Here is a 19971-nt window from a genome sequence, read left to right on the forward strand (position 1 = left end):
ACATCAGCTCAGAGATGGATGAAAAAAACGAGGCCGCACCTGATCAGGTACGGCCTCGATCTTTCAGCTTACGGCTTCTTCCCGGGAGAACTGGCTGTTATACAAATCGGCGTAAAAACCGTTCTCGCGGAGAAGCTCTTCATGGCTGCCTTTTTCAATAATATCTCCGTTTTTCATCACAAGAATCAGGTCGGCATCTTTAATGGTAGAAAGACGGTGGGCGATGACAAAACTCGTGCGGTTAGCCATCAGTTTGTTCATCGCTTTTTGAATATTCATTTCCGTCCGGGTGTCGACACTGCTAGTCGCTTCATCCAATATTAAAATCTTCGGATCGGCTAAAATGGCTCTCGCGATCGTGAGGAGCTGCCGCTGCCCTTGCGAGATGTTTTGGGCATCTTCGCCCAGTACCGTATCATAGCCGTCCGGCAAGGTACGGATAAAATCGTCGGCATAGGCGGCTTTTGCCGCCCTGATGATGTCTTCATCTGTTGCGCCATCACGTCCGTAGGCGATGTTTTCGCGGATGGTGCCGTTGAACAGCCATGTGTCCTGCAAAACCATCGCAAACATGCTTCTGGCCTGTTCGCGCGACAGTTCGCTGATGTCAGTGCCGCCGACCTTGATGCTGCCTTTGTTTAATTCATAAAACCGCATCAGCAAATTGATGATCGTCGTTTTTCCTGCACCAGTCGGTCCGACGATCGCAATTGTCTGGCCTTCTTTGGCATGGAGGCTTAAATCGCGGATGACCGGAACGTTTTTATCATAGCCGAAGGCGACACGTTCAAACGATACATCGCCTTTTAATGCGCCGGTATCGATGGAAGCCGGCGTCTCCTCGGTTTCCTCGTCTTCGTCTAAAAGACTGAACACCCTTTCGGCGGATGCGATTGCCGATTGGATTGTATTCGCGATTCCGGCAGCTTGAACGAGCGGCTGGGAAAATTGCTGCGTGTATTGGATAAAAGCCTGCACGCCTCCGATTAAGAGGGTGCCGTTAAGAACGAAAATACCGCCGGTTATGCTGACAAACACATAGCCGAGGTTGCCGATGAATGTCATGATCGGCATCATCAGACCTGAAATAAACTGCGCTTTCCAGCCTGACTGGTAAAGACGCTCATTCACTTCATTGAATTGCTGAATCGCTTTTTCTTCATGACCGAATGCCTTTACTTCCTGGTGCCCTGTAAACATCTCTTCAACGTGTCCGTTGATGTCGCCGAGTTCTTTCTGCTGCGTGCCGAAGTGTTTCTGCGAAAATGAGGCGATAAATCGGACAGCGAGCATGCTGAGCGGAACCGTGATGAAGACGACGAGCGTCAGCACAGGGCTGATCAGGAGCATCATGACGATGATTCCGACTATGGTAATGACAGACGTAATCATTTGCGTCAGCGCCTGCTGCAGTGACGTATTAATATTGTCAATATCATTGACGGCGCGGCTGAGCGTATCGCCATGCGAATGCTTGTCATAGTACTTTAAAGGGAGCCGCGTCAGCTTTTCATTCACTTCCTGGCGCATTTCGTATATCGTTTTCTGGGCTACGCCGGCCATCAGGTATTGCTGCAAGAACGTAAAGAAAGCAGAAAGCAGATACAGTCCTGCCAGGATCATCGTGATCCGGCCGAGAAAGCCGAATTGAACACCGGTGCCTTCTGTAAAGCTTGCGAAAAGGGAAGAGGTCGCATCTCCGAGAAGTTTTGGACTGATGACATTAAACAACGTCGCCAATATTGCAGCACAGACAACGAGCACCAGCTGGAAGGTCCGCGGTTTTAAATAGCGGGCCAATCTCAAGAGGGTCTTTTTAAATTCTTTCGGTTTTGTCTCGTGCATTCCTTTTGGTATCGAGCCGTGATGCTTTTGTTGTTGGCTCATGCGCTTTCCTCCTCGGCCTGCTGTGATGCCACAATTTCCTGGTAAATTCCATTTTCAGCAAGCAATTGTTGATGGGTGCCGATACCGGCTATTTTTCCTTCATTTAATACGATGATTTGGTCCGCATCTGTAATCGTGCTTACCCTTTGGGCAACAATAATGACGGCGGCATCAGCGGTAGTTTTCTGAAGCGCTTTTCTCAGCTTTTGATCCGTTTTGTAATCAAGCGCCGAAAAGCTGTCGTCAAATAAATAAATTTCCGGTTTTCTGACCAATGCCCGGGCGATGGAAAGCCGCTGTTTCTGGCCGCCTGAAAGGTTGGCTCCGGCCTGCTCGATATCAGATTCAATTCCATTTTCCTTGCCTTCCACAAACTCGGCAGCCTGTGCCGTTTCAAGTGCTTCCAAAATTTCTTCATCTGTTGCATCTTCTTTGCCAAATCGGATATTGTCCTTGATCGTCCCGCTGAATATTGAAGCTTTTTGCGGGACATAGCCGATTTTCGCGCGAAGCTCCTTTTGCGCCATCTTTCTGACATCTGTTCCGTTGACAAGCACAGACCCTTTTTCAATATCGAAAAATCTCGGGATCAATTGAAGGATCGTCGTTTTTCCGGCCCCTGTGCTGCCGATGATCGCAGTCGTTTCACCCGGTTTTGCCTTGAACGTAATATTTTCGAGAACGGGCTTTTCAGCTCCGGCATAACGAAAAGTCACATCTTGAAATTCCACATAACCGCGCAAGCCGCTGTCTTTCTGCGGCTCTTTCGGATCGGTAATCGAAGGCACTGTTAACAGCACTTCGTTAATGCGGTCGGCAGATGCCTGAGCCCTTGGGATCATCACGAATGTCATCGCAAGCATGATCAGCGCGATTAGAATCATGGATGCATATTGAAGGAAAGCCATTAAGTTCCCGACCTGCATGCTGCCTTGATCGATGCGGATGCCTCCGAACCAGATAATCGCGATGTTCGTGAAATTCATCATAATCATCATGACAGGAAATAGAAAAGCCATAATTCTGTTGACGGCGATGCCTGTATCGCGAAACTCTTCGTTTGCCTTTTGAAAACGGGCTTTTTCTTGATCAACTCGGTTAAAGGCGCGAACGACGCGAACTCCAGTCAAACCTTCCCTAAGAACAAGGTTGAGACGATCCGTCTTTTTTTGAAGAACGCCGAATAAGGGAACAGCTTTTCTTGTAATGAGAAAAATCAGCCCCGCAAGGATCGGGAGAGCGGCCAGAAATATAATCGACAGCTTGGCATCTCTGGACACGGCAAGCACAATACCGCCGACCAGCATTAACGGCGCTCTTGTCATCAATGAAAGCATCATGTTGAGTACATCCTGGACTTGCTTGACATCATTTGTGGTACGGGTAATGAGAGAAGCAGAACCGATTTTTCCGAATTCATCCATTGAATAGTGTTCAACTTTGACAAACAGCTTGCGCCTGATATCCCTTCCAAAGCCGAGGGCTGTTTCCGAAGCGAAAAACGCTTTTCCGACAGTCATGATGATGGCCAGAAGGGAGCAGGCGATCATCCAGCCGCCGGTTCTCAATATGAATGGCATGTCGCCGTTCACGATTCCGACATCAACGACATCTGCCATTAACGTCGGCAAATAAAGCTCAAGCACACTGCTCAGCAAAGTAAAAACACCGACAAGAATCACTTGCAGCTTATAAGGCTTTAAATATTTTAAGAGTGAGATCATTTTTCAACCTTCTTTTCACTTGTTTTTTCTCCGTGTTCGATAAACTCGGATAACTTATGAATCAAATCGGCGAACTGCCTGCTTTCATCCTCGCCCAGAAACCGAGTGAGCTGCAGGAACCACCGGTTCAGCCCTTTAAGCGCATCGTCCGCCGCTTTTTTTCCTTCATCGGTTAAAAAAATCCGGACGATCCTCCTGTCATCCTCATCCATGCGCCGAAAAACGAGCCCTTTTTTTTCCATTCTGTTCAACATCTGCGTGACGAAAGGGGAGGTGACATGCAGAGCGCGGCTGATTTCGGATGCCATTTTGCCTTCACCGCTTGCTTCATTTAAAAGCATCAGCGCTTTTGCCTCAGTCTTTTTCCATTCAACCGCAGGAAAAGACTGCTTCATTTCCGCATACCGCAGCCGGTTGAAAGCTTCGATCAACTGCACAACGGTCTTGCGGCTGACTTTATCTTGTTTCATAAAAAGCACCTGCTTCTCCATTTTAATTAATTAAGTAAATAAACTAAAACACGGTATTATCATACATAGAACAACAAAAGATTGTCAAAGAAGAAACTTATAAAAAAGAAAAAACCCGATCATTGATGACATGACCGGGTCATTGTACGAGCTTCATAAAAAAATCTTTCATTTCAAGGTGGCGAAGATGTTCCGGAACTTTTTCCGAACCGACGATGATCATCGGAGCCAAGCTATCCGTTTTATAAAGTGAGCCATGGCCGCCTCCGCCAAAATGGAGGGGAGACTTTTCGCCGGCAAATTGGAACCCGGGTTTCGCGTCGGCGATCACAAACTGTCCGCGATGCGAATGCATGGCGCTGTATAGGCGGGCAAGAGCATCCGGGTAATCGCCGTATTGGATCGAGACGCCGTCTGCTTTAATGTCCAATAAAGAAAAATCTCCGCTGATCGTCCATGACTGCCCGTAAGGATCTTGATAGCCGCCTTTTGGACGAAACCGAAGCGGTTTTAAAGAACGCTTCGAATCAACATATATCCAGCCGCTTTTTTTCCACGCTGTGAAAGCGATTCGTTCGTCTTTTTTCAATTCATTGACGGCACCTTGCAGCGGCATGTTTCGATCCGTGACATAAATGTATGCCATTCTGTCGTTTACTGCAAAAAGAAGCTGGGCGTTTCGATCGGGGGCTTCGTTTATTTTAGCGATCCGGTATCCTTTAAAAAGCGAATGAAGCCGGATGGCGGCCTTGTCTTTATCGCGTCCGATCGCTGTCTGCCCGCCATCACCCATGACGACCCATACCGCTTTTTCGGCCGCATCGCGCCAAGAATCATATGCATTCAATATACGCTGCAGCTGCTGGTCCATTTTTTCGAGGCCTTTCATATCCATCGGGCCTTTTTTGTGTGCATCATGGTCAAAATCGGGCAAGTAGGCGACAGTCAGCGCAGGAAGCTTCCTCTTTTTAATTAAATAGGCCACTTCCTGTGCTGTGAACTTGTCGTTAACGCCATAACTTTGCCAAATATGGTGGTGGGGGTTATCGGGATCGAGCTGGGCAAAGCGGCCGAACGAAAAAAGAGCCGGCCCGTTTACCATCATATGTTCAGGCATCAATTTAAGCTTTTTGAGCGGGGGCGGGATATTTAATTCGTGGCGGTCAGGCCCTCTGTATATGAGCCCGTTGATGGATGCCGACTGTTTTCCTCGCACTTGCAAATCATCATGGACCGTTGTCACCTTCCGGCTTAAATGGCGGTGATTAAGAGAAAATATCCCGTCTTCGATCGTTTGTTTGATGCCGAGTGTGGCGATTTCTTTTTTATCGCTCCCGTAATTCACGATTCTCTGTTCATCCTGATCATACCAGACGAGCCCGGGAACGCGGTGGATATTCGGATAAGTTCCGGTGAGCAGGGTGCTGTCAATCGAGACCGACATGGTCGGATACGCGTTTACCACTTCAGGTTCATAATGACCGTTTTCAAGAAAGAATTTTAATGCCGGGGCGCGGCCTGCTTGAATCGCTTTTTTCAAAGGCTGATCCATCAAAGAGTCGATGATCAGGACAATGACCGGTTTTTTGGAGGATTTGACGGCCTCTGCTTCTTCATCCGGGAGTCCCAATTTTTCATTCCCGGCATTCAGCCATATAATAAATGAAATTAGCGCACATATAAAAATGGCAAGAACAATGCTTAGCTTTTTCAAAATGGCCTCATTCCTTTAATCCCATCATATGCATATTCTGGCATGAGACGCCGGAAGTTATAGCTGGTAATACGTTCTAAATGATTCACTGCAGCTCTGGGGAATCCTATTCAATTAGAAAGGAGGGTCAATGATGAATAAGCATAAATGGTTAGCCGCATTTGCTATCATCGCGATTTTAGCCGTAATTGGCTATATCACGGTCAGACATCTTGAACCGGAATATGTATATATGCCTCCTAAAGAAAAAGTCATCTCAAAAGAAAAACGAGTGCACGGATACGATCTATGGGGAGCATTTACACCGGACAAGCCCGCCCCCGCAGAGGAGGGAGCTGTAAAGGTTGATGACCGCCTTCTCGACTTGGGACGGGAGACATTTTACAAGGAAACTTTCGGCAACGAAGTGTTTTTGACAGATATCATCGGACTCCTTGACGGTCCCATTACAGCAGCCAACATGACGAAAGCCATTGCCGGATTGAAAGGGAAAGGGACGACGAACTTGCGCATCGAATTAGCTGAAACGGTTAAGGTCGGCGGGAAAATCTTTAAAAAAGGCGAGAAGATCGACACCGGCATTGATGTTCCAAAAGGGGCATACGCACCGCTCGGCATGCCTTTCAAATACGCTGACGGAAAAATCAAAGCCGGCATCAGCTGTGCGGCCTGCCACGCCGCAGTCGATCCGAAAACGATGAAGGTGATGGAAGGCGTGACAAACTCTGATTTAAATACAGGGCTGATGCTGGCGCTGGCGACAAATTCAGCGGCTTATTTTACACATGCCGAAATTGATAATATTCAACAATTTATGAATGATAAAAGCCCTGTGATCACTGCCAGAAACGGCAAAAAAGAACGCCTTCCCGATCCGGACCGCCTCGAAGATGCGGTCGATCGCATTTTCCTGAAGTGGCCGAGAGGTTTTTTCGACTCGACGATCGATATGAAAAGCAATCCCACGCAGATTCCGGATGCCTATACATTGGGCGACCATCCGTACAGCTGGAGCGGTTCGGCAATGGCCGGTCCTTTTAAAGGCTTGACTGTGTTCAGCAATAATGTTCATGCGCAAAATTCGGACAGCCTCTCGCAAGCCCCGGCAAGCCGGGCGCTTTTCGGCATGAGCGAAGATGTTTATATCGGGACGATCCTGCAAAGGGCTCCCGTCTCAACATACAGGTATCAGCCGAAAAAAAAGGAAAGTCCGACTGCGTTTTTCAAAAAAGCCGATCCCACTCCCGGAGTACCGGGCGTCAACCAAATGGTCAAGCCGCCAAACTATCCTAACATCACATTGGCGGCGCCCGACGGCGTACTTGTGAGCTCACCCGGACGAAAAGTGAATGAAGAAAACAACGCTGTATCCGCCTGGCAAAATACACTTAGACCTCCTGATCCGCGGCAAAAAACCGACAGCCAAACCGTCAGGCGCGGCAGGCGTGTTTTTGAACAAGCGGGCTGCATATCCTGTCATGCCGGCCGGTATTTGACGAACAACAAGGTCATCTCGGTTGAAAAAATCGGAACCGAGCCGACAAGGGCCCGGTCTTTTAAGAAAACGGAAAACATATTCGGGAAAAGCCTTATTCATTCGCCTGACACACCGGTGCCTCTGCCGCGCAAACCGAAGATCCTGAAAGTCCCGACAGCCGGGTTTGACCCCGAACAGATCAAGCTTTCCTGGGCGCAGGGAGATTCCAAAGGCGGGTACAAAGTGCCGAGTCTGATCGGCGTTTACTGGCGCGCTCCTTATTTGCACGACGGAGGGGTTGCAGTGGGAAGCTCATTAAAAGAGACAGGCTTACCAAAGACGGTCATAAACGGTAAGCAGGCGGATCCTTATAACAGTTTGCTGGCGATGATCGACAGAGATTTAAGACAGCAGGTCGTCAAAAGCAATTCGGAATCGCCCGACTTAAAAGCGGTCAGGGTAACCGGCAAAGGGCATGAATTCTGGATCGACGCCAAAAGCGGCTTTTCCGAACAAGAGCAAAAAGCGTTGATTCATTATTTAATCCATGCCGATATGCCGAAAAAGTAAGGAATAAAATGAAACGATAAGCCGCCTGAATGGCGGCTTTTTTTAAAACTTCATCACGGGAGCGGCGATATGATCGCCTTTTCGGTCCTTTGTGACGGCGCGATCCGGCTGACGGAATATGTCATTCACTTCAGCGGTTTTGACGAGTCAAAGGCCGGTTCCAGGCTGCAGCCAGTGCAGGCGAGCCCGTTTCCAGACAGAAAAAACTGGCGTCAGTATGAAAAATCAGCATAAAAAAAGGGGATAAACATACATATATAAGATGCGCTTTTTACAATAGAAGAGATGCGCAGAGAATAAATGGACAGAAAATTCAGACATTAATCATTGTTTATGATAAAATGAAAACAGCCAAGCTTTTGCGCCCGGCTGAATTCGTTGTCATACTGGCTATTGGTATTGCTGAAGGCGAGAAAAAAACTTCTTTACGAACTGATAAAAGACTTTTGCAGAAGGGGAAAGCTCCCTGTTTTTAGGGGTGATGATTCCGACTGTGCGCTTTACTTGAGGATAATCAATCGGGATCTTCTTTGTAAAACGGGGAGCCGTTTCATTAAAGGCGCTTTCCGGCAAAAGCGTCACACCCATATCAGCAGAAACCAGCCCTTTGATCGCATCCAAATCTTCGCCCTCTGAGGAAATTTTAGGCGTATATCCTACTTGCTTGCATGCATCAACAGCCATTTTTCGAAGGATGTATCCGTCTGGAAACAGCACATACTGATCATTTCTGAGATCGCCGAGATGAAGGCTTTGCTGGCCTGATAGGGGATGATTGATCGGCACGAGTGCCAAAAGGCTTTCCGAAAACAAAATGTCCCCTTTAATCTCAGCGATATTTGACGGAACAGGACCGAGAAAAGCCAAATCGATATCCCTGTTTTTCACCGCTTCGATTAAAAATTTATAAGATCCCTGCCTTAAAAGAAAAGCGACATGAGGATGCTCCTCTTTAAAAGCGGAAATAACCGTCGGGAGGAACTGGCCCGCAAGGCTTGTCGGGAAACCGATTTTAACGGTCCCGCGATTCGGGTCCAAATACTCATCGATTTGTTCCTTCGCGAAATCGATCGCTTTCATCGCTGTTTTAATATGGTCTAAAAACTGTCTCCCGATCGGAGTCAGCTTCACATTGCGGCCTTCGCGCTCAAACAAATCAACACCGAGCTCTTCTTCGAGATTGGCGATCTGCCTGCTGATCGCCGACTGAGCGACATGAAGGTGCATGGCCGCTTCCGATACGTGCTCTCTTTCTGCAACTTCCATAAAATAATGCAATTGGCGTAATTCCATCGTTGTTTCACCTGCTCATCTCAAAATGAGATAGTTTTAATCTAAATTATATATTGTTTGTATAGATTTGAAAACCTACAATAGGATTAGAGTTTGTAAGATTTTATGACCGGGGACAAACGGGAAAAATGAACGGGGGAGAGGAACAATGACTTATAATCAACTACCAAAGGCACAAGGTCTCTACCGTCCTGAATTTGAACATGATGCATGCGGAATCGGCCTTTACGCTCATTTGAAGGGCCTTCCTACTCATGATATTGTCAAAAAAGGATTACAAATGCTTTGCCAATTAGACCACCGGGGCGGTCAGGGCAGTGACCCGCATACCGGAGACGGAGCAGGCATCATGATGCAGATTCCGGATGCTTTTTTCAAAAAAGTCTGCGCCGGTTTCAACTTGCCTGAAAAAGGACGCTACGGCGTCGGGATGATCTTCTTTTCTAAGGATGACAGCGGGCGCGAAAAAACCGAAGCGCGCATTAACGAGCTGATCGAACAGGAAGGACAGACAGTGCTCGGCTGGCGAACTGTACCTGTAAATGTCGGAAAAATCGGAACAGTCGCACAGAAAAGCGCGCCAATCGTCCGCCAGGTATTCATCGGAGCAAATGAAGCGATGAAAGACAATCTGGCATTCGAACGGAAGTTGTACATCATTCGCAAACAGGCCGAAAATTGGGCGAAAGAACACGACAAAACGTTCTATTTTGTCAGCCTCTCTAGCAATACCATCGTATATAAAGGACTTCTAACACCCGAGCAGGTTGATGCTTTCTATGAAGATTTACAGGACGAGGACTTCGTCTCAGCTTTTGCATTGGTTCACTCCCGTTTCAGCACAAACACGTTTCCGAGCTGGGAAAGGGCACATCCGAACCGCTATCTGATCCACAACGGGGAAATCAATACGCTGCGCGGCAATATGAACTGGATGAAAGCGAGGGAGCAGCAGTTTGTTTCCGAAGCGTTCGGCGAAGACTTGCCAAAGGTTTTGCCAATCCTCGATGAAAACGGAAGCGACTCCTCGATCCTGGATAACGCTTTTGAATTCTTTGTTCTGGCTGGAAGGAATCCGGCCCATGCTGCAATGATGCTGATTCCGGAGCCGTGGAACGAGAACCCGTACATGTCAAAAGAAAAGAAGGCATTTTACGAATATCACAGCTCTTTAATGGAGCCATGGGACGGCCCGACTGCGATTTCATTTACAAACGGAAAACAGATCGGAGCCATTTTAGACCGGAACGGGCTCAGACCCGCTCGCTATTATGTCACTAAAGACGACTACCTTATTTTTTCCTCCGAAGTCGGCGTGATTGATGTCGAACAGGAAAACATCTTATATAAAGACCGGCTGGATCCCGGGAAAATGCTTCTTGTTGATCTTGAAGAAGGGCGGATTATCTCCGATGAAGAAGTCAAATCCGAAATCGCCGGGGAGTTTCCGTACCAGGAATGGCTCAGTAAAGAACTGGTTCATGTCTCAAACGATATTGAGGAAACCGAAGAAAAATCTGTGCCTGACCTATTGACCCGCCAAAAAGCATTCGGTTTTACGTACGAAGATATTCACAAATATTTAATTCCTGTCATTACAGAAGGCAAAGACCCGCTCGGTTCAATGGGCCACGATGTCCCGCTGGCGGTGTTGTCAGACCGTCCGCAATCGCTGTTCAACTATTTTAAACAGCTGTTTGCACAAGTTACAAATCCGCCGATTGATGCAATCCGCGAGCAGATCGTCACTTCGACATTGACATGGCTCGGAGCGGAAGGCGATATTCTCCATCCGAATGAAAGCAGCTGCCGCCGGATTAAATTGTATACACCGGTCTTGACAAACGCACAGTTCAATTCTTTAAAAGGACTTGTGCATAAGGATTTCAAAAGCAAGACGATTCATACGCTCTTTACAGACGACTTGAAGAGCGGCCTCGAAGATATGTTTAAAGAAGTGGACAGAGCGATCGCCGAAGGCGTGACTCTCCTTATTTTATCCGACCGCAAAATGGACGGTCAGAAAGCGCCGATTCCTGCGCTGCTAGCCGTCAGTGCCTTGCATCAGTATTTAGTCCGCGCGGGAAAACGTACGAAAGTCAGCATTATCGCCCAATCCGGTGAAGCGCGCGAAGTTCACCATTTTGCCGCCTTGATCGGCTACGGAGCGGATGCCATTCATCCGTACCTCACGTATGCGACATACAAGCAGGCGATTGAAGACGGAGCACTTTCCATCAGCTATGAAGAAGCCGTTACAAAATACAGCAAAAGCGTGACAGAGGGCGTCGTAAAAGTGATGTCCAAAATGGGTATTTCCACTGTTCAAAGCTACAGGGGCGCACAGATTTTTGAAGCGGTTGGGATCAGCAAAGACGTCATAGACAGCTATTTCACAGGAACGGCATCACAGCTCGGCGGAATCGGTCTGGATACGATTGCCGAAGAAGCGAAGCGCCGCCACAGGGAAGCGTATGAAGATACATTCAGCGAAACGCTTGATTCGGGAAGCGATTTTCAATGGAGAAAAGGCGGGGAGCACCACGCTTTTAACCCGAAAACGATTCACACGCTGCAATGGGCATGCCGCAAAGGTGATTACAGCCTGTTTAAACAATATTCGAAAGCAGCTGATGAAGAAAGAATCGGTTTTCTCCGCAATCTCTTCTCATTTGATGAAAACCGGAAGCCGCTGCCGCTTGAAGAGGTCGAATCCGCTGAATCGATTGTGCGCCGCTTTAAAACAGGGGCGATGTCATTCGGCTCTTTAAGCAAGGAAGCCCATGAAGCGCTGGCGATTGCAATGAACCGTCTCGGCGGAAAAAGCAACAGCGGGGAAGGCGGAGAAGATCCGGCGCGCTTTACGCCTGACGCAAATGGCGATAACCGCCGCAGCGCGATCAAGCAAATCGCTTCAGGCCGTTTCGGTGTGAAGAGCCATTATCTCGTCAATGCCGATGAGCTGCAAATTAAGATGGCGCAGGGTGCAAAACCTGGAGAAGGCGGACAGCTTCCTGGCAACAAAGTGTATCCATGGGTTGCCAATGTACGCGGATCTACGCCTGGGGTCGGCTTGATTTCACCGCCGCCGCACCACGACATCTACTCGATTGAAGATTTGGCGCAGTTGATCCACGATTTGAAAAACGCCAACCGCGATGCACGGATCAGTGTAAAGCTTGTCGCTAAAGCCGGGGTCGGCACGATTGCAGCCGGAGTCGCCAAAGCGACTGCCGATGTTATCGTCATCAGCGGCTATGACGGGGGCACTGGAGCCTCACCGAAAACAAGCATTAAGCATACCGGCCTTCCGTGGGAGCTTGGACTCGCAGAAGCTCATCAAACACTGATGATGAACGGTTTGCGCGAACGCGTCGTATTGGAAACAGACGGCAAATTAATGACCGGCAGAGACGTTGTCATGGCTGCGCTTTTAGGAGCCGAAGAATTCGGTTTTGCCACAGCGCCGCTCGTTGTTCTCGGCTGCGTTATGATGAGAGCCTGTCATTTGGATACTTGCCCTGTCGGGGTAGCGACGCAAAACCCTGAGCTGCGCAAAAAGTTCATGGGCGATCCGGATCATATCGTGAATTACATGCTCTTTGTCGCAGAGGAAGTTCGCGAATTGATGGCCCGGCTCGGTTTCAGAACAGTTGATGAAATGGTGGGCCGCACGGATGTCCTTCGTGTCAGCGAACAGGCGAAAGCACATTGGAAAGCGGGTCAGCTCGATTTATCAAACCTGCTATATCAGCCGGAAGGCGCACGCACATTCCGTACGCCGCAAAACCACAAAATCGATGAATCACTTGATATTACGCAAATTCTACCCGCCGTCCAGTCAGCTGTTGAAAACGGCACGTCTGCGGAAGCATCCTTTGAAATCCGCAACATCAACCGTGTAACAGGAGCCATAACCGGAAGTGAAATTTCTAAGCGCTACGGCGAAGAAGGCCTCCCTGAAGATACGATTACGCTCAGATTCACAGGTTCAGCGGGGCAAAGCTTTGGCGCGTTCGTACCAAAAGGAATGACAATGTATTTGACAGGAGATGCCAATGATTATATCGGCAAAGGTCTTTCAGGCGGAAAAATCGCCGTCAAAGCGCCTGACGAATTCAACCCTGCATTCCGTGAAAATGTTATTGTCGGAAATGTTGCGTTCTACGGTGCTACAAGCGGAGAAGCTTATATTAACGGACTCGCCGGCGAACGGTTTGCCGTCAGAAACAGCGGAGTCAGCGTTGTCGTTGAAGGCATCGGCGACCATGGCTGCGAATACATGACCGGCGGACGCGTCGCTATTCTCGGCGACGTCGGCAAAAACTTTGCCGCGGGCATGTCAGGCGGAATCGCCTACGTGTACGCCGAAGACAAAAAAGCCTTTAAACGGAAATGCAATCCTGAAATGATCGAATTTGAAACACTTGAAGCACCTGAGGAAATCGCCGAACTGAAAACGATGATCGAAAACCATTACAGATATACTGAAAGCTCAAAAGCAGCTTCGATACTTGATCATTGGGAAGAGGCCGTCGGCCGGTTTGTGAAAGTGATTCCGAAAGACTTCAAGCAAATGATAGAGCGGATTAAAGAGCAAAAAGAAGCCGGCTTGTCTGATGAAGAAGCGCTGATGTACGCGTTTGAAGCCGGTACGAAGCAAAAGATTGAACCGTCTGCGGCTGCTTCATCAAAAGAAGCGGTGGCACAGTAAGAAAGGGGAGGGGAAAATGGGCAAAGCAACAGGATTTATGGAATTCAAGCGGGAAAAGCCTGCTGAACGCGATCCTCTCACACGGATAAATGACTGGAACGAATATTCGTCTCCATTTTCTGAGGAAGCATCAAAAAGACAGGGAGCGCGCTGCATGGACTGCGGCACCCCCTTTTGTCAAATCGGCATGGATATAGGCGGTTATACGTCAGGATGTCCGATACACAATTTAATCCCTGAATGGAACGACCTCGTTTACAAGGGAAGGTGGAAAGAAGCGCTTGACCGCCTTCTGAAGACAAACAACTTCCCTGAATTCACGGGGCGGGTCTGTCCGGCGCCTTGCGAGGGCTCTTGTACGGTGGCGATTTCCGACCCGGCCGTATCCATCAAAGGGATCGAACGGACGATTATTGACAAAGGATTTGAAAACGGATGGATTCAGCCGCGGATTCCGAAAAAACGGAGCGGCAAAAAAATCGCGATCGTGGGCTCAGGGCCTGCCGGTCTGGCAAGCGCCGATCAATTGAATCAAGCGGGGCATTCGGTCACTGTTTACGAGCGCAGCGACCGCCCGGGCGGCCTGTTAATGTACGGCATTCCAAGCATGAAGCTTGAAAAAAGCGTTGTCGAACGCCGCATCAAACTATTGACGCAGGAAGGCATCGACTTTGTCACCAATACGGAAATCGGCAAAGATATTACAGCCGACGAGCTAAAAGAACAGTACGATGCGGTTATCCTTTGCACAGGAGCCCAAAAACAGCGCGATCTCTTGATTGAAGGCCGGGAAGCAAAAGGTGTCCACTTTGCCATGGACTATTTAACAGGCACTATAAAAAGCATGCTCGATTCGAATTTTAAAGATAAACAGTTTATCAATACGAAAAATAAAGATGTCATCGTCATCGGCGGGGGAGATACCGGAGCAGACTGCGTTGCAACGGCCTTGCGCCAAAAAGCGCGAAGCGTCGTCCAGTTCGGCAAACATCCGAAGCTGCCCGATACAAGAACCGCCGAAAATATGTGGCCTGAACAGCCGCATGTCCATTCACTGGACTATGCTTATGAAGAGGCGCAAGCAGCATTCGGCAGCGATCCGAGACAATATTCGATCCAAACGAAAAAGCTTGTCGCAGACAAAAACGGCCATTTGAAAGAACTGCATACGATTCAAATGAAAAAAGTAAAGAATGATCAAGGAAAATTTGAGTTTCACGAAATTCCGGGCACGGAAAAAGTATGGCCTGCTCAATATGTCTTTATCGCTATCGGCTTTGAAGGAACGGAACAGCCGCTGCTTGAACAATTCGGGGTAAATACAGTGAGAAATAAAGTTGACGCAGCATACGGGGAATTTAAAACGAATGTCGATGGAGTCTTCGCAGCAGGGGATGCGAGAAGAGGACAGAGCCTGATCGTTTGGGCGATTCACGAGGGACGCGAAGTCGCCCGTGAGGTTGACAAATATTTAATGGGAAGTTCTGTACTGCCATAAAACAAAGGGGTTTTCACATCATATAAATAAAGCCTGTCCTGCGACCTTCTTTAGGTTGACAGGGCAGGCTGTTTTTTTGTTTGCTTCACAATATTCACCTGCTGATTCGACTTGCCATATCGTTATTTGTTCGAATTTATACAAAGGCAATGATAAAAAAATTGTGTACGTACTCCATTTAATGGTATATAACATAACCTAAAGTATGCAACGCAATAAAGGAGGCTATAACAGTGGAAGAAACTTATCAATATCAAGATGACTGGACGGATGCGGATAGACAGCAGCCTTTTACTTATGGCGGCTACGGCGGCTACCCCTATCCGCGGCCAAGACCGCGCCCTAGACCGAGACCGCCGTTTTATCCGTATCCATTCTTCTATCCGTTCTTTCCTTTTTATCCATACTACCCTTACTACCCGTACCCTTGGTAATGGGTAAAGCGAAGCTGTCTGGTGAAACAGACAGCTTTTTTCATTTTGATGAATTTTTCAAAACGCTTCCACGAATAATAACAGCGATATGATAAAAGCTCTATATTTCCAAAAGAGAACAAAATTGGATGTGGTATTCGTGTCGTTATTCGTCAAAAAGACCAGCAAGGAAAAGCGATATTTAATTTTCGCATTCAGTGTCATTCTTCTCTATGTCCTTCCGCTTTACATATTAAATGAAGACGCTCATATCCGCGTGCATGACAACCTGGATTCCAACATTGCATGGTATAAGGTGCTGGCGGAAAGCGGTCAACTGCTCGGCGGTGTTAAAGCCGTTATTCCGCAAATCATCAACGGACTGCCGCGGGATGCTTACGGAACGGAATGGAGCGGCATTGTCTGGCTTCATGCCTTGTTTCCCTCGATGACCGCATACGCTATAAGCCAAACGATCACGAGGGTGTTTGCCTTTGTCGGGATGTACCTGCTGCTGAAAAGCCATTTGATTCGCGATGAAAAAGCGTATTTCATCAGAATCGCGGTATCACTTGCTTTTGCCCTGACACCCTTTTGGCCTTCGGGAATGCTCAGCACGCTTGGCCATCCTTTAGCTTTATGGGCTTTTTTAAACATCAGGGCAGGAAGAGACTCATGGAAAGAATGGGCGACCCTTGCGCTTTTGCCGCTTTACTCAAGCTTTGTGCTCGGTTTCTTCTTTTTCCTAGCAGCCGTTTCACTGATTTGGCTTTATGATTTGGTTTCAAAGCGCAGCTTTAACCTTCGCTTTCTCGGAAGCATCGCTCTCATGACGGGCATTTTTCTGGCGATAGAATACCGGCTTGTTTATTCGGTTTTCGCTTCAGGCGAAACGATGCATCGGGTTGAATTTATTTCATCCAGGCACGACATCCTTCATTCGTTTCGGCTGTCATTTAAAAATTTCGTGCTCGGCCACAATCATGTCATGACCGTCCATACGGCGGTGATCCTGCCTTTGATTGTGCTCACTTTTGGGCTCGTCGTTGCGAGACAACGAAAAAAGCGGCCAAGAGAAGAAAAGCTGTTCATCTTTTTATTCATTTTAAATTATGCGCTTTCTTTATGGTATGCCCTCTGGTTCAACAAGCTGTGGGCGCTTCCCAAGGAAAAGATCAGTCTGCTTTCGGCATTCAATTTCGCGCGTTTTCACTTTTTGCGCCCTCTTGTGATATACGCAAGCTTTGCAGTTGCATGCTACATATTGTGGAAAATGGGGAAGAGATGGCGGCGCATCGTCCATGCCGCGCTGGTCGCCCAGCTGCTCGTGCTTATACCGTTTCATGAAGAGCTGACTTACGGCGCATACCACCATGCCCCGACCTTTCGGGAATTTTATGCATCAGATCAGTTCAAACAGATCAAACGGTTCATCGGCCGGTCTCCCGATTCCTACCGGGTGGCGAGCATCGGCCTGCATCCCGCGATTGCGCAGTATAACGGTTTTTACACACTTGATACGTATGCCAATATTTATCCGCTGAAGTACAAGTATCAATTCCGGAAAATCATCGCCAAAGAGCTTGATAAAAATCCGGTCTTGAAACGCTATTTCGATGAGTGGGGGAGCCGCTGCTACTTGTTTGTTGACGAGCTCGGAAAACATTACGCATTCAAAAAGAGCACGAAGAAAAAAATCACGAACCTCGAATTGAACACTGAAGCGTTCAAAAAAATGGGGGGGCGATATATTTTTTCTTCGGTTCCGATTATGAATGCAGAACAAAACAAGCTGGCGTTTTTAAAGCGGTTCAGCCACCCGCAGTCCGCTTGGAACATCTATGTATATGAAGCGAAATAAGCATCGATAAGGAGGAAGCAAATTGAATCTTCAACAGCCTTTGCTGACAATCGTCATACCCTGCTATAACGAAGAGGACGTGTTTGCCGAAACCGCAAAACAGCTGACTGCGGTATTGGATGATCTCACAGCAGACAAGCTGATCTCTGCAGAGAGCAAGCTTTTATTTGTCGATGACGGATCGACGGACCGCACATGGCCGCTGATTGCTATGGAAAGCACAAAAAACCGCTATGTGACAGGCTTGAAGCTGGCCCGTAATTCGGGACATCAAAAAGCTCTCTTAGCCGGACTAGATAAAGCGAAGCAAAAATCGGATTGCGTTATTTCAATCGATGCCGACCTTCAGGATGACATTTCGGCGATTCGCCGGTTTATCGAAAAATATCATGAAGGCTATGAAATCGTCTACGGCGTACGCCGCAGCCGGAAAACGGATACATGGTTTAAACGAACGACAGCCGCATGGTTCTACCGGATCATGAATAAGCTCGGCATCCAGCTGGTCGATAACCATGCCGACTTTCGGCTTTTGAATAAACGGGCGCTTGAAGAGCTCAGCCGTTATGCAGAAGCAAATGTTTTTCTGCGCGGTCTGGTGCCTTTGATCGGCCTTCGGTCGGCCAAAGTGTTCTATGACAGAAAAGAGCGGCTGGCTGGAGAAACGAAATATCCGCTGAAAAAAATGCTGTCTTTCGCTTTTCACGGGATTACGTCATTCAGTGTCGCTCCGATCCGTTTTTTTACCCTGATTGGCTTCTTCTTATTTTTCCTAAGCTGCATCGCGGGTATATATGCAATGATTCAAAAGCTGCTCGGCTACACGAATGCTGGCTGGGCTTCGTTGATCATTTCGATATGGTTTTTGGGCGGTTTGCAATTGATGGGGATCGGCATTATCGGCGAATATATCGGAACAATTTTCACCGAAGTGAAAAGAAGGCCGAGGTATGCGGTGGATATCGATTTATATACGGAACGGCTCGGCCGGCGCGAACCTGAAAAACGGCCGGAAACGAAGTTCAGTTGATGACGGATCAAACGGATTACTTAACTTTTACAGTTCATTTTGAATAAGGAAGGATGTACAAATTTATGACAGAAAAACAAACCTCTGGCATGACGGTTGTCGCGATCGGGTCGATCCCATTGATTATGACGTTGGGAAATTCGATGCTGATTCCGATTTTGCCGAAGATGAAATCTGAACTCAATTTATCGCAATTTCAAGTCAGCCTTGTCATTACCGTGTTTTCGATTACTGCAGCGCTCTTTATTCCGCTGCTGGGTTACTTGGCGGACCGCTTCTCAAGGAAAGTGGTGATTATTCCGTGCCTGTTCCTTTACGGGGCCGGCGGGATTCTTGCAGGATTTGCATCGACGACCTTTGCGAACGCTTTCCCGTGGGTGCTTTTCGGGAGAGGACTGCAGGGGCTTGGAGCAGCCGGTACAGCGCCGATCGCAATGGCGCTGACAGGAGACCTTTTTAAAGGATCTGAAGAAAGCCGGGTGCTCGGTCTCGTTGAAGCCTCGAACGGCTTCGGAAAAGTGCTGTCTCCGATTTTAGGATCATTGATAGCATTGATCGCTTGGTTTTGGGTGTTTTTTGCATTTCCTGCTTTCTGTATTGCACCGATCATTTTGACTTGGATTTTTATCAAAGAAAAAGACAAGAAAAAAGATCCGCCGCCTCTCGGAAAATATGTGAAAGGGCTGACAAGCGTTTTTAAACATGAGGGCAGATGGCTTTTCACCGCATATCTCGCAGGGGCCGTCTGTTTGTTTACTCTGTTTGGCATCCTCTTTTACTTATCTGATGTTTTGGAAAAAGAATTTCATACAGACGGCGTAAAGAAAGGTCTGATCTTGGCGATCCCTCTGCTTGTCATGTGTACAACATCATATATTACGGGCAGCAAAATCGGACAAAATCAGCAGCTGATGAAAAAAATGATGGTTATCGGGCTCGCTCTGATTACGGTTTCCTACGGCACACTGTCTTTTTTCTCCGCGCTCATTCCTTTTATTTCGATCCTTGTCATCAGCAGCATCGGTACAGGCTTTGTTCTGCCGTGTGTCAACAGCTTCATAACCGGGGCTGTCGGAAAAGAGAGGCGCGGCTTTGTGACATCGCTGTACGGATCGGTCAGATTTTTAGGAGTCGCGATCGGTCCGCCGATTTTCGGGAGGCTGATGGAATGGTCGAAACTCGGCATGTTTATGTCGATTGCGGGCCTGACATTAGTCGTCGGTGTGTTGGTGCTGACGATGATTCATGTCAAAAAGGAAGACACCAAAAAAGGGGAGAAGGGGCTGCAGCCTGCTGACGCAAGATAGGAGGGAAGAGAAA

General features: G+C 48.0%; 13 protein-coding genes. 8 read left to right on the top strand and 5 right to left on the bottom strand.

Translation table 11 applies throughout. The features are described from left to right. Positions 1 to 63 precede the first annotated feature (63 nt). The 4 genes from M1E03_RS10900 to M1E03_RS10915 form a co-directional block, all read right to left on the bottom strand. Complete coding sequence (locus M1E03_RS10900) at positions 64 to 1887, bottom strand: ABC transporter ATP-binding protein (protein WP_026579592.1); 1824 nt, start codon at positions 1885 to 1887, stop codon at positions 64 to 66. After that, positions 1884 to 3611 carry an ABC transporter ATP-binding protein gene (locus M1E03_RS10905; protein ID WP_458110784.1) on the bottom strand — a complete coding sequence of 576 codons (1728 nt, stop codon included), beginning with the start codon at positions 3609 to 3611 and terminating at the stop codon, positions 1884 to 1886. Before M1E03_RS10905 ends, M1E03_RS10900 begins: the two co-directional genes overlap by 4 nt. Next, positions 3608 to 4081, bottom strand: coding sequence for a MarR family winged helix-turn-helix transcriptional regulator (locus M1E03_RS10910; protein WP_025811346.1), 474 nt, complete (start codon positions 4079 to 4081; stop codon positions 3608 to 3610). Before M1E03_RS10910 ends, M1E03_RS10905 begins: the two co-directional genes overlap by 4 nt. 139 nt (positions 4082 to 4220) lie before the next feature. Beyond that, entirely contained in the window at positions 4221 to 5795 is a 1575-nt protein-coding gene (locus M1E03_RS10915) for an alkaline phosphatase family protein (RefSeq protein ID WP_026579594.1), read from the bottom strand. Between the two features lie 130 nt (positions 5796 to 5925). On the opposite strand from M1E03_RS10915, the gene M1E03_RS10920 reads away from it, so the two are divergent. Then, entirely contained in the window at positions 5926 to 7842 is a 1917-nt protein-coding gene (locus M1E03_RS10920) for a di-heme oxidoredictase family protein (RefSeq protein ID WP_103750501.1), read from the top strand. 69 nt (positions 7843 to 7911) lie between these two features. Further along, positions 7912 to 8076 carry a hypothetical protein gene (locus tag M1E03_RS10925; RefSeq protein ID WP_023855739.1) on the top strand — a complete coding sequence of 55 codons (165 nt, stop codon included), beginning with the start codon at positions 7912 to 7914 and terminating at the stop codon, positions 8074 to 8076. A 156-nt stretch (positions 8077 to 8232) separates the two neighbouring features. On the opposite strand, the gene M1E03_RS10930 is transcribed toward M1E03_RS10925, so the two are convergent. Further along, positions 8233 to 9135: a LysR family transcriptional regulator gene (locus M1E03_RS10930; RefSeq protein ID WP_020451722.1), complete on the bottom strand. Its 903-nt coding sequence runs from the start codon at positions 9133 to 9135 to the stop codon at positions 8233 to 8235. Positions 9136 to 9283: 148 nt separating this feature from the next. On the opposite strand from M1E03_RS10930, the gene gltB reads away from it, so the two are divergent. From gltB to M1E03_RS10960, 6 genes are all read left to right on the top strand, one after another. After that, on the top strand, positions 9284 to 13849 hold the full coding sequence (gltB, locus tag M1E03_RS10935; protein ID WP_256164076.1) for a glutamate synthase large subunit: 4566 nt from the start codon (positions 9284 to 9286) through the stop codon (positions 13847 to 13849). Between the two features lie 16 nt (positions 13850 to 13865). Beyond that, on the top strand, positions 13866 to 15347 hold the full coding sequence (gltD, locus tag M1E03_RS10940) for a glutamate synthase small subunit (RefSeq protein WP_020451720.1): 1482 nt from the start codon (positions 13866 to 13868) through the stop codon (positions 15345 to 15347). A gap of 233 nt (positions 15348 to 15580) precedes the next feature. Beyond that, entirely contained in the window at positions 15581 to 15781 is a 201-nt protein-coding gene (locus M1E03_RS10945) for a hypothetical protein (protein WP_020451719.1), read from the top strand. A gap of 139 nt (positions 15782 to 15920) precedes the next feature. Further along, entirely contained in the window at positions 15921 to 17621 is a 1701-nt protein-coding gene (locus M1E03_RS10950; RefSeq protein ID WP_412675748.1) for a DUF6044 family protein, read from the top strand. A gap of 22 nt (positions 17622 to 17643) precedes the next feature. Further along, complete coding sequence (locus M1E03_RS10955) at positions 17644 to 18651, top strand: glycosyltransferase family 2 protein (protein ID WP_026579598.1); 1008 nt, start codon at positions 17644 to 17646, stop codon at positions 18649 to 18651. A gap of 65 nt (positions 18652 to 18716) precedes the next feature. Next, positions 18717 to 19958 carry an MFS transporter gene (locus M1E03_RS10960; protein ID WP_020451716.1) on the top strand — a complete coding sequence of 414 codons (1242 nt, stop codon included), beginning with the start codon at positions 18717 to 18719 and terminating at the stop codon, positions 19956 to 19958. Positions 19959 to 19971 lie beyond the last annotated feature (13 nt).

It is taken from the genome of Bacillus sp. PK6-013 (genome assembly GCF_054161445.1).